Below are 11,488 nucleotides of genomic sequence, written 5' to 3'. Positions count from 1 at the left end.
GGAAGATCGGATGCTCTGCTGCGTGTTTGCTTGACAGCTACGGGAGCCCGCTGTTATTCCCCGCGCCACCTCAGCACCGGGTCGTTAGCTCAGCGGTAGAGCACTACCTTGACACGGTAGGGGTCAGTGGTTCGATCCCACTACGACCCAACACAGTTGATGTGATCTCCAGCGGGCGGCACGGCTTTCACGAGCCCTGCCGCCCGCGGTTTTTCCGAGGTATCGCATGTCCGACATGATCACGGTCACGCTCCCCGACGGCAGTCAGAAGCAGGCCGCCCGGGGGACCACCATCGCGGACTTCGTTCGGGAGAGCATCGGTGCCGGCCTGGCGAAGGCCGCGCTGTTCGCTCGGGTGAACGGTCAGGACATGGACCTGACCCGGAAGCTCGACGAGGACGCGAAGCTCCAGATCTTCACGCCCAAGAGCCCGGAGTCGCTGGAGTTGATCCGGCACGACGCGGCCCACGTGGTGGCCAGCGCCGTCCAGACGCTCTTCCCCGGCACGCAGGTGACCATCGGTCCCGCGACGGAGGAGGGCTTCTACTACGACTTCTTCCGCGAGAAGCCGTTCACGCCCGACGACCTGGAGAAGATCGAGGCCGAGGCGAACGCCGAGCTGAAGCGGGACATGGCGTTCGTCCGGACCGAGATCTCCATGGACGACGCCATCCGCCTCTTCGAGGAGAAGGGCGAGAAGTTCAAGGTGGAGATCGTCAAGGACATCGCCGCGCGCGGCGCCAAGACGCTCACCCTCTACACCCACGGCGACTGGGTGGACTTCTGCCTGGGGCCCCACGCCCCGAGCACCGGGAAGATCGGCGTCATCAAGATCCTCTCCTCCAGCGGAGCCTACTGGCGCGGTGACCACCGCAACCCGATGCTCCAGCGCGTCTACGGCACGGCCTTCTTCGACAAGAAGGCGATGCAGGAGTACCTGACGCGCATCGAGGAGTCGAAGAAGCGCGACCACCGCAAGCTGGGCAAGGAGCTGGACCTCTTCCACTTCCACCCGTACGCGCCCGGCGCCGCCTTCTGGACCCCGAAGGGCACGACGTTCTACCAGACGCTCTCCGACTGGATGCGCCGGCTCACGGCGAATGACGGCTACGTGGAGATCAAGACGCCCCTGATGTTCAACAAGGGCCTCTGGGAGACGAGCGGTCACTGGGGCAAGTACAAGGAGAACATGTTCCTCGTGCTCGACAGTGAGTCGGGTGAGCATGACTTCTCGCTCAAGCCGATGAACTGCCCGTCGCACCACCTGTTCTACGGCTTCAAGAAGCACAGCTACCGCGATCTGCCGCTGCGCCTGCACACCCAGGACGTGCTGCACCGCAACGAGGCGGCGGGCTCTCTCGGCGGCCTCACCCGCGTGCGCCAGTTCGCCCAGGACGACGCGCACATCTACTGCACCGAGGCGCAGATCACCGACGAGGTGAAGCGCTTCGTGAAGCTGCTGGACCACGTCTACAAGGCGGTGGGCCTGACCTACACGGTGAAGCTGTCCACGCGTCCGGAGCAGCGGCTGGGAGACGACTCCCTGTGGGATCGCGCCGAGGCGGGCCTCAAGACGGCGCTCGAGTCGCTGGGCCTCCCCTACGAGCTGGCCCCGGGCGACGGCGCCTTCTACGGTCCGAAGATCGACTTCGCGGTGTCCGACAGCATCGGTCGCCGCTGGCAGCTGGGGACCATGCAGCTGGACTACCTGGCCCCGGAGCGCTTCGACCTGACGTACGTGGGCGAGGACAACGCACAGCACCGGCCCGTCGTGCTCCACCGCGCCATCTTCGGCTCCTTCGAGCGCTTCACCGCCATCCTCATCGAGCACTTCGCGGGGGCCTTCCCGGCGTGGCTGTCGCCCATCCAGGCGGTCATCGTGGTGGTGGCGGACCGTCAGGCGGACTACGCCCGCCAGGTGCGCGACACGCTGCGGGCCAAGGGCTTCCGGGTGGACTTCGACGACCGCGGCCTGTCCCTCAACGCGAAGATCCGCGAGGCGCAGCTGCAGAAGATCCCCTTCACCCTGGTGGTGGGGGACAACGAGGTCGCCGCGGAGGGCGTGGCGCCCCGCCGGTACGGGGGCGAGGACCTCAAGAGCATGAAGCTCACCGACTTCGAGGCGCTGTTGGCCAAGGAAGCGGCGCTTCCGTAGCGGGTAGAACCTGGGGTTGCCCGCGCTTCGCGGACAGGTCTTGACTCCCAGTCATGCCCAAGTATCTTGGGGCACTTTTGTAGGAATCGTCGCACCCAAGCCCGCAAGGGTGGGGGCGCGGGGATGGTCGGTCGACGGCTTGGCGTGCGGTCGGCGGTAGCCATTCCAGTTGAAAAGAAATAGTGGTACAGGCTGCCGGCTCCCGCCGTGGCCTTGGGTGAAAACGCCAGAGGCCGTGACGCTGACGGCACGCTGTAAGGAAGGAATCAGGACGATGCCGAAGTTGAAGACCCGCAGTGGCGCGAAGAAGCGCTTCCAGGTGAAGAAGAGCGGCAAGGTCAAGCACGGCAAGGCCTTCGGCAAGCACCTCTTCACTCACGCCAAGACGCCGAAGCAGAAGCGCGGCAACCGCGGCACCAGCCATCTTCGCGACATGGATGCGAAGAAGGTCATCAAGGAAATGTTCCCCTACGGGGCCTGAGCCACGGCTCGGCAACCTCGTGGCCCTTGGCGGAGCGGCGTGAAGCCGGCACCGCGCGGGGGCTGACAACCTACGCAGTCCGGAGTGAGTGAAACATGCGCGTCAAGAAGGGTGTAAAGGCTCGTCGCCGTCGCAATAAGATCCTGAAGCTTGCCAAGGGTTTCCGTGGCCGCCGGAAGAACTGCTTCCGTCGGGCGAACCAGGCGGTTGAGCGCGCCCTGGACTACGCCAGCCGCGACCGCATGCAGCGCAAGCGGAACTTCCGCAGCCTGTGGATCGTCCGCATCAATGCGGCGGCCCGCACGGTCGGCCTGTCCTACTCGAAGCTGATCGCCGGTCTGGCGAAGGCGAAGATCAGCCTGGACCGCAAGGTGCTGTCGGACATGGCCATCACGGACCCCTCGGGTTTCGCGGCCATCGCCAACATCGCGAAGGCGGCCTGATTCACGCCGGTCCGTGAGGGCCAGCGACAGAGCGGGTGAGGTGGCCTTCACGGGCCGCCCACCTGCGTGAGTAAACGGGCTGCCTCTCCAGGGCGGCCCTTTTTTTTGCCCCGAAGGGCCGTGTGCCCAGGGGCCGTGCAACGGAGGCGACAAGGCCATGCGGGACAGGTTGCAGGCGTTGGCGGAGGCCGCTCGGCGGGAGATCGCGGGGGCGTCCGAGTTGCCCGCGGTGGAAGCGCTTCGGGTCCGCTACCTGGGCAAGAAGGGCGAGCTGTCCGGAGTCCTTGGCGGCATGGGCAAGCTGCCCCCCGAGGAGCGACGGGCGCTGGGTGAGGTGGCCAACATCGTCAAGGCGGAGCTGGAGAAGCTGCTCGCCGAGGCCACGCAGCGCGCCGAGGAAGCCGCGCTGGAGGCCCAGCTCCAGGGGCCCGGGCTGGACGTGACGTTGCCTGGACGCGCGGTGGCGCCGGGGAGCCGGCACCCGGTGTCGAGGACGATGGAGGACATCGTCCGGACGTTCTCCCGGCTCGGCTTCGACGTGGCGGCCGGTCCGGAGATCGAGCTGGACTACTTCAACTTCGAGGCGCTGAACCTCCCGAAGGACCACCCCGCGCGGGACATGCAGGACACGTTCTACGTGGACGAGCCGTCGCTGGGGCACGCGAAGAAGGCGGACAGCTCCGTGCTGCTGCGCACGCACACGTCGCCGGTGCAGGTGCGGTACATGCTGCAGCGCAAGCCGCCCATCCGCGCGGTGATGCCAGGGCGGGTGTACCGCCGCGACTCGGACATCACCCACACGCCGATGTTCCACCAGGTGGAAGGCCTGCTGGTGGACAAGGATGTGACGTTCGCGGAGCTGAAGGGCTCGCTGGACGCGTTCGTGAAGGCGTTCTTCGGCTCGGACACGCGCACGCGCTTCCGCCCGTCGTTCTTCCCGTTCACCGAGCCGTCGGCGGAGGTGGACATCTCCTGCACCTCGTGTGGCGGCAAGGGCTGCCGCGTGTGCAAGCAGACGGGCTGGCTGGAGGTGCTGGGCAGCGGGATGGTGCACCCCAACGTGTTCACCTCGGCGGGGTATGACCCGGGCGAGGTGACGGGTTACGCGTTCGGCATGGGCGTGGAGCGCATCGCGATGCTGCGCTACCGCATCGACGACCTGCGGATGATGTTCGAGAACGACGCTCGGTTTCTCGAGCAGTTCTGAGTCCTTCGAGCGCGGCTGCTCGAGCCTCCCGCCTGGCGGGGTGGCGCGGCCGCGCTCCTGTCTTCGTCCCGAGAGCAAGAGGGTGGACCTGTGAAGATTTCGGTGAAGTGGCTTGGCGACTACGTGGCGCTGCCGCCGTCGGTGGACGAGCTGGCGCGCAAGTTGACCGCCGCGGGCCTGGAGATCGAAGGCCTGGAGCGTCCGGGGGATGGGCTCCGAGGCGTGGTGGTGGCGCAGATCAAGGAGTCCGTGCAGCACCCCAACGCGGACAAGCTCTCCGTCACGCAGATTGACGCCGGGGGCGGCGCGCTGGTGCAGGTGGTGTGCGGCGCGAAGAACTACAAGGTCGGCGACAAGGTGCCGCTGGCCACGGTGGGCACGAAGCTGCCCAACGGGATGGAGATCAAGCAGGCCGCGCTGCGAGGCGTGGACAGCTCCGGCATGCTCTGCTCCTCGAAGGAGCTGGGGCTGAGCGAGGAGTCGAGTGGCCTGCTCATCCTGTCGCCCGACTTGAAGCCGGGCACGCCCATCGCCGAGGCGCTGGGGCTGGACGACGTGGTCCTGGAGGTCAACGTCACGCCGAACCGGCCGGACGCGCTGAGCCACCTGGGCGTGGCGCGCGAGGTGAGCGTGGTGACGGGGGCGCCCCTGAAGGTTCCTCAGCCGAAGCTGACGGAGTCGGGGACGCCGGCGTCCCAGAGCGCGAAGGTCCGAGTGGAGGACGCGGTGCGCTGCCCGCGCTATGCGGCGCGCGTGGTGGAGAACGTCACCATCAAGCCGTCTCCGCAGTGGATGCAGGACCGGCTGAAGGCCTGTGGCGTGCGGGCCATCAACAACGTGGTGGACATCACCAACTACGTGAACCTCGAGTTCGGACAGCCGCTGCACGCGTTCGACCTGGACAAGCTCGGGGGGCAGGAGATCGTCGTCCGCGCGGCGAAGAAGGGCGAGAAGCTCACCACCCTGGACGGCAAGGAGCGGACGCTGGACCAGGAGGAGCTGGTCATCTGTGACCGGGACCGGGCGCAGGCGCTCGCGGGCGTCATGGGTGGCGGGGACAGCGAGGTGACGGAGAAGACGACGCGCCTGTTGCTGGAGTCGGCGAACTTCCTGGGCTCGGGCGTGCGCCGGGCGGCGAAGCGTCATGCGCTGCACACGGAGGCGTCTCACCGCTTCGAGCGTGGGGCGGACCTGGACGCGGTGGTTCCGGCCATCGAGCGGGCCGCGCAGCTGCTCATCGAGCTGGCGGGTGGCACGGTGGCGCCGGGGCTCATCGACATCTACCCGGCGGAGAAGCCGCCGCGTCAGGTGACGCTGCGCTTCGCTCGGGTGGAGAAGGTGCTGGGCGTGGCGGTGCCCGAGGCGGAGGTGCGGCGCATCCTGGAGGCGCTCGGCTTCCAGAAGCTGGCGGAGAGCGCGGGGCAGGCGACGTACTCGGTGCCCAGGGCGCGAGTCGACGTGGAGCGCGAGGAGGACCTGCTGGAGGAGGTCGCCCGTGTCTTCGGGTACGACAACATACCGGCGAAGCTGCCGCGCGGATTGGCGTCACTGGCGCCGGAGCCGGCGCACTCGGAGGCGGAGCGGCGGCTGCGGCAGGCGATGTCGGGGGCGGGGCTGGACGAGGTGGTGAACTACTCGTTCGTCGCGCCGAAGAGCCTGGAGGTGCTGGGCCTGAAGGAGCAGCCGGTGGCGCTGCTCAACCCGCTCAGTGTCGAGCAGTCGGTGATGCGCACCAGCCTGATTCCGGGGTTGTTGGAGAACCTGTCGCGCAGTGTCCGGCACCAGGTGGAGTCGGTGTGCCTCTACGAGACGGGCCGGGCCTACTTCCGGGACGCGGAGGGAGGGCAGGGGACTCGGCCGGCGGCGCGCGAGGTGAACCGCGTGGCGGGTCTGGTGTGGGGCCTGCGGGGTGGGAGCCGGAGTTGGACGCAGAAGGATGCGCGGGCGGACTTCTACGATGCGAAGGGCGCGGTGGAGGCGGTGCTGGGGGCGCTGCGGGTGGAGGGCGTCACCTGGTCGCTCGGTGGGCCGTCGGCGTACCACCCGCGTGCCAGCGCGGAGGTGAAGTTGGCGGACGGCACGGTGCTGGGCCATGTGGGAGAGCTGCACCCGCGCGTGGTGAAGGCGCTGGGGCTGCCCGAGGGTGTGTTCGTGTTCGAGCTGGACACGGAGCCGCTGTACTCGGCGGCTCGGCTGGTGCCCGAGTACCACTCGCTGCCGAAGTTCCCCGCGGTGCTTCGGGACCTGGCGGTGGTGGTGCCGGTGGAGCTGGCGAACGACTCGGTGCGGAAGGTGATCCTGGAAGTGGGGCGTCCGCTGGTGGAGGACGCGCTGGTGTTCGACGTGTACACGGGCAAGCCGATTCCCGAGGGGAAGAAGAACCTGGCGTACGCGCTGCGCTACCGCTCGGCGGATCGGACGTTGACCGACGTGGAAGTCACGGAGGCGCACCAGCGCATCATCAGCGAGGTGAACCAGCGCCTGGGTGCCGCTCTGCGTGCCTGAATTCCTGAATGAAGTCAGAGGGTTGACTTGCCTTCGGGAAGGCTGCCACAGTAATTGGGCGTTCACCGCGCTGCGGGTGGGGGCATCCCGAGGATTCGCATGACGAAGGCGGACATCATCGAGGGCGTCTACGAGAAGGTCGGCTTCTCGAAGAAGGAGTCGGCCGAAATCGTGGAGCTCGTGTTCGACACGCTCAAGGAGACGCTGGAGCGTGGGGACAAGATCAAGGTCTCCGGGTTCGGCAACTTCCAGGTGCGCCAGAAGAAGGCGCGCGTGGGCCGCAACCCGCAGACGGGCAAGGAGATTGAAATCTCGGCCCGTCGGGTGCTGACCTTTCGGCCGAGCCAGGTGTTGAAGAGCGCCCTCAACGGGGAGGCCCCGCCGGAAGATCACGCGGAGATCGACGCCCGTGAGGAAGCTGCCGCGGACGCGGCCGAGGCCCGGGGCGAGGACTTCGACGAAGAGGGAATGGAAGATTCAGAAGGGTGAGTTTTCCCACCGCGGCCTGCTGCTCCTGCTTGACCTGGGCGTTGTGTAGGGGCATAAGGGCGCACCGTTTCACGACGGCGGCAGCAACCGCAGTTTTCGGGGCGTAGCGCAGCCTGGTAGCGCACTTGCTTGGGGTGCAAGTGGTCGCAGGTTCAAATCCTGTCGCCCCGACCATCGAAGGCCCTGGAGTCCTTGGCGAAAGCTGAGGAGTCCAGGGCCTTCACCTTTTTGGAAGCACGTCTGGAAGCTCGTCTTCGAGCCGGCGGATTCGCGGGTGAATCAGCGCGACCAGCGTAGCGCCTAGCACCAGCGCCCCAGCGAGTATGAGCAGCACTGCGCTTCCTCTCCCAGGGCCCACGCCGATCCAGGGGCCCAGGCTCGTGCTCCATGCCCCGCCCGTGGCCATCAGTGGCTCGAAGAGCCAGTCCACCAGTGGACCGGCCAACGCATAGGCCAGTGGCGTAGGGCTGGTGGCGACCAGCAGCCTTATCGCGAACACACGCCCCTGCACGGCCGGATCGACCTTGGCCTGCCAGAGGGCCTGGCTGGAGGCATTGGCCAACGCTGCCCAGAACATGAACGAGAAGGCGGCGAGCTGGATGAAGAGGAGTGACGGTCGCACCCCGGCGAGTACGAGGCTGCAACCGAGCATCGCGCCCGAGCCGAGCACCAGGTACACCCTGCCGCGCTTCGGTCCGCCCCAGACGCTCATCAGCACGCCGCCACACAGCATTCCCGACCCGGCGATGGTCAGCGTGAGTCCCATCGCCGCGGGCGAGGCCAGGCTCAACACCATCGGCTGGGCCAGCACCTCCGTGAGCGCGGCGCATAGGTTGATGAGCGCGAAGTACACCAGCATGCCCAGCAGTCCGGGACGCGCGGCGACGTAGTTCCAGCCCTCGAATGCCTCGCGCCACATCGGTCCGCGCCCCCTGGCCACCTTCACCTCTTCGCGCGGCCGGGGAATGCGCACGCTCAGGAGTGTGACGAGCGCGATGAGGAAGGTCGTGAAGTCCACCAGCATCACGCCCTCGACTCCGATGAGGACGACCAACAGGCCCGCAAGTGGTGGCGCCACGAGTTTCCCGAGTGCCTGGGAGAACTGCACCATGCCACTGGCTCGCCCCAACTGTTCCCTGGGCACCAGCAGGGTCGTGGCCGAGGTGAACGCGGGGATCTGGAACGTGTTAGCGATGGCGCCCACCATCACCGCCACGTGGATGTGCCAGACCTCGAGCCTTCCGGTCCACAGGAGCAGGGCAAGGCACGCTGTGGCAAGCGCAGCCGCTGTGTCGCTCCACAGAATCACCCGGCGGCGATCCATCCGGTCAGCCAACACTCCCGCCAACGGCGAGAGCAGTAGAGGAGGCAGGGCGGTGGACAACGCTATCAATGCGAACTGTGTGACCGAGCCCGTGCGCTGATAGACCCAGACGCCGAGCGAGAAGGACGTCAACCTGGAGCCGAGGACCGAGACGAGCTGTCCCAGCCAGATTCGTACGAAGCCGCTGAAGGCTGGTTCAGATGCCTCCTCGGACTTCGTTGACACGCCCCCCGCTATGGGCGCGCTAGCGGCCACCTCGGGTTGTTCTTGGTGAGAAATCATGGGGAGCAGAACCGGGCACTCACTACCGGCTCAGCTTCCGGCACAGGTCCGCGACGATTCGGAGCGCGTCGCGTTGCGTCTGACCAAGGCTCTGCGCGTCGGTGAACTGACCGCAGACATTTGGCCCCATGGCATACAGGGTCGTCCGGTCAGGTCCTTCGTAATCCAGCTCGTGGCTGCTTCGCGGGATGACCTCACCCGTCTTCGGATTCACGTAGATGCCACCGGTGCTCAGGTATGCTTTGCCTCTGCGCTCAATAATCGATCTCCGTTTGCCGGGAGGTACCTCGGAGGCCCCTGTTCCTTCTCCTCTGAACGCTCGGAGCCCAGGCTGGATGAGACCGTTGCCCAGCATGGCTTGAATCAGCGGGGAGGGATGCGCCTCGATGGCTGAATACTGTCCCGTGGCGTCGACCACGTCGGTGACGTTCATCAGGCCAGGACGCCCCAGCTCCGTGCCGTACGAGACGCTCGTGCGCCAGACCCGGTCCGTCACGGGCTGGAGCTCATACCCTCGACCCAGCGCGACGACGTTCAGATGGCCCGAGCGCATCATGGCCTCAATCTGGAGCGCGTTACCCAGGGTCATCGGCAGCATGGTGTTGAAGAACGTCGTCCTGAGTTCCCGGTCGAAATACAGATGGTCCTCGGCGCAGAACCACGGGGAGTTCTCACTCCACAGCTGGATCGCACTGTCGATGCAGTTCTGCCATGCGCAGATATGCGTGTCCTCGTAGCGGCCGAATGGCTTCCCAGACGTCATCACCGCCGCGATGTCCCGTCGCAGCATTTCCGCCTTGTCTCCGCGCGCCAGGTGCCGCTGCCAGGCTCCGATTCGTCGGCGCATGGGCTCATTGCGTCGCCCACCTGCCGCCACGGGCAGCGCGCGCTTTCTTCCCGAGGCCTCCGCCAGCTCGTCGCCTAGCAGCTCCAGGGTTGCATCCATGGGCAGGAGGCGACCGCGCTCCGTGCTCTCGAAGACCTGCTGGAGCCGCTCCGCATGGAACCAGCGTGGCTGATAGGGCGATGACGGTTCGCGCCCCCAGACCTTCGGCAGTTGTCCGGTGCGCGAGCCCAGGGTGATTCGGAAGCCCGCTGGCGCTTCGAAGTGCAGTCGGCCGTCCGCGTCGGGCTGGAACCTTCCCACCTTGACCGCGAGCGACAGGGCCGCATCGATTCCATTCAGATAGGAGCCGAGAATCAGGACGTGCTTGGGGCGTGCCTCGGAGATGGAGTCGCAGCCGTCGAAGACCGCCTGCTGCAGCGCGCTTGCTGGCCAGGGCGAGATGTGGACCCCTGGTCGGCCGTCGAGCATGGCCTCCGGGAGGGCTCGGTTCCTCCATGCTCGCTGCCCGTAGCCGGTCGCCAGCACCACGACATCGGCACTCACCGACGGAGCGGATGCGAGACCGATCTCCAGTCGCTCGCCTTTCTGCTCCATCGTCATGGCCTCCTGACCCAGGCGTAGATCGACAGAGAGTCCCAGCTCTCGCAGGAACCCCAGCGTGCGGTGGAACTGCACCTGCTGCCGCTCACCGAAGCTCCAGCGGCTCATTCGCGCCGGCAGGCTGGCGAGGTGCTCCTCCAGGGCGTTGCGACGGCTCCAGGCGAGGCCCGTCCCGACCTCCGACTGACCCTCGATGATCGTGAGGCGGCTTCCTTGCAACGCCTGCACGCCTCTCGCGAGCTGCTCCGTCAACGCGAACAGGAACCACCGCGCCGATTGTCCTCCGCCGATGATGGCGATATGCGGCGCGGGCTTCATGCTGACTCCCTTGCGAGCGCAGCCACGCTCCGCGCGTGCATCTCGGACAAAGGAAGATGGAGCCGTGCGAGTCTTTCGTTGTTCATCGTCTGCTCTCGTTTCGCCTTCAGGTCCCGTAGCGAGCGTTCCTTCATGGTCTTCCTCCTGACTCAACCCGTCATCGAGCGCCTCAAGGGCTGCTCCAGGAGAGAAGTGAGGGCACGCGCGAGTGCTTCGACATGGGGTGGCTGCAGGAGTGAGTAGTGATCGCCAGGGAGGGTGAGGACGTCCACTGCATGCGCGGCGAGCGCTGCCCAGCCTCTGTCTCGCCCTACGGAGGGTTCATCCCCGGCGGAGTCGTCGCCGAGGATGACGGTGAGGGGGCCGGACCCAGCGCGCAGTGAGTGCTGGTGGAGGGCTCGCGAATTGGCCGTAAAGACTTCGAGCAAGGCACGGAGTTGCTCAAGTCCGGTCCCTGCGGACAGCAGCCCGGCTCGCTGCACTTCGGTCAGCAGTGCCTCTGGCGTATCCAGGGGCGTGTCGGGCACGACGAGCGGAAGGCCCGCGGTGCGCGCCAGGTCTGCGGCGAAGGAGAGCAGGTGGACGTCGCCTTCGAACGGTGTTCCCCGGGCATAGGAGGTCGGGCTGGGCTCGATGAGGGCGAGCACTTCCACGGGCTCGCCCTGTTGCTTCAGCAGGCGCGCCATTTCATAGGCAACGACGGCCCCGAGGGACCAACCTCCCAGTCGATAGGGACCGTGTGGCTGCACGGTGCGCACGGCCTGGACATAGAGGGCGGCCATCTCCTGCAGTGACTGGAAGGGTGGCAATTCACCATCGAGCCCTCGGGCCTGGAGT

9 protein-coding genes and 2 tRNA genes are annotated in these 11,488 nt (G+C 66.8%); 8 read left to right on the top strand and 3 right to left on the bottom strand.

All coding sequences use genetic code 11. The features are described 5' to 3' along the window. The first annotated feature begins 78 nt into the window (after window positions 1–78). The 8 genes from ACN469_RS37420 (at window position 79) to ACN469_RS37385 (ending at window position 7,454) form a co-directional block, all read left to right on the top strand. Window positions 79–150 (top strand) — tRNA-Val (locus ACN469_RS37420). 76 nt (window positions 151–226) lie between these two features. Further along, complete coding sequence (thrS, locus tag ACN469_RS37415; protein ID WP_498776130.1) at window positions 227–2,155, top strand: threonine--tRNA ligase; 1,929 nt, start codon at window positions 227–229, stop codon at window positions 2,153–2,155. Window positions 2,156–2,429: 274 nt separating this feature from the next. Further along, on the top strand, window positions 2,430–2,636 hold the full coding sequence (rpmI, locus tag ACN469_RS37410) for a 50S ribosomal protein L35 (protein WP_498776129.1): 207 nt from the start codon (window positions 2,430–2,432) through the stop codon (window positions 2,634–2,636). A gap of 95 nt (window positions 2,637–2,731) precedes the next feature. Next, on the top strand, window positions 2,732–3,079 hold the full coding sequence (rplT, locus tag ACN469_RS37405) for a 50S ribosomal protein L20 (protein ID WP_253996564.1): 348 nt from the start codon (window positions 2,732–2,734) through the stop codon (window positions 3,077–3,079). Between the two features lie 157 nt (window positions 3,080–3,236). Further along, on the top strand, window positions 3,237–4,286 hold the full coding sequence (gene pheS / locus ACN469_RS37400; protein WP_498776127.1) for a phenylalanine--tRNA ligase subunit alpha: 1,050 nt from the start codon (window positions 3,237–3,239) through the stop codon (window positions 4,284–4,286). A 90-nt stretch (window positions 4,287–4,376) separates the two neighbouring features. After that, window positions 4,377–6,791 carry a phenylalanine--tRNA ligase subunit beta gene (gene pheT, locus ACN469_RS37395; protein ID WP_498776125.1) on the top strand — a complete coding sequence of 805 codons (2,415 nt, stop codon included), beginning with the start codon at window positions 4,377–4,379 and terminating at the stop codon, window positions 6,789–6,791. Window positions 6,792–6,890: 99 nt separating this feature from the next. Further along, the gene (locus ACN469_RS37390) at window positions 6,891–7,280 is read left to right on the top strand and encodes an integration host factor subunit alpha (protein ID WP_141640623.1); all 390 of its coding nucleotides are present in this window, start codon (window positions 6,891–6,893) and stop codon (window positions 7,278–7,280) included. A 97-nt stretch (window positions 7,281–7,377) separates the two neighbouring features. Next, window positions 7,378–7,454 (top strand) — tRNA-Pro (locus ACN469_RS37385). A 46-nt stretch (window positions 7,455–7,500) separates the two neighbouring features. On the opposite strand, the gene ACN469_RS37380 is transcribed toward ACN469_RS37385, so the two are convergent. From ACN469_RS37380 to ACN469_RS37370, 3 genes are all read right to left on the bottom strand, one after another. Further along, window positions 7,501–8,886, bottom strand: coding sequence for an MFS transporter (locus ACN469_RS37380; protein WP_498776123.1), 1,386 nt, complete (start codon window positions 8,884–8,886; stop codon window positions 7,501–7,503). A 22-nt stretch (window positions 8,887–8,908) separates the two neighbouring features. Continuing rightward, complete coding sequence (locus ACN469_RS37375) at window positions 8,909–10,651, bottom strand: FAD/NAD(P)-binding protein (protein ID WP_498776121.1); 1,743 nt, start codon at window positions 10,649–10,651, stop codon at window positions 8,909–8,911. A gap of 149 nt (window positions 10,652–10,800) precedes the next feature. Further along, a partial coding sequence (locus tag ACN469_RS37370) for a thioesterase domain-containing protein (protein ID WP_498776119.1) occupies window positions 10,801–11,488 on the bottom strand: 688 nt, incomplete at its 5' end.

It is taken from the genome of Corallococcus terminator (assembly GCF_049194865.1).
GTDB classification, from domain to species: Bacteria; Myxococcota; Myxococcia; order Myxococcales; family Myxococcaceae; genus Myxococcus; species Myxococcus terminator_A.
Note: the sequence above shows the minus strand (reverse complement) of the source record. Positions and strands in the feature narration are given on the sequence as shown.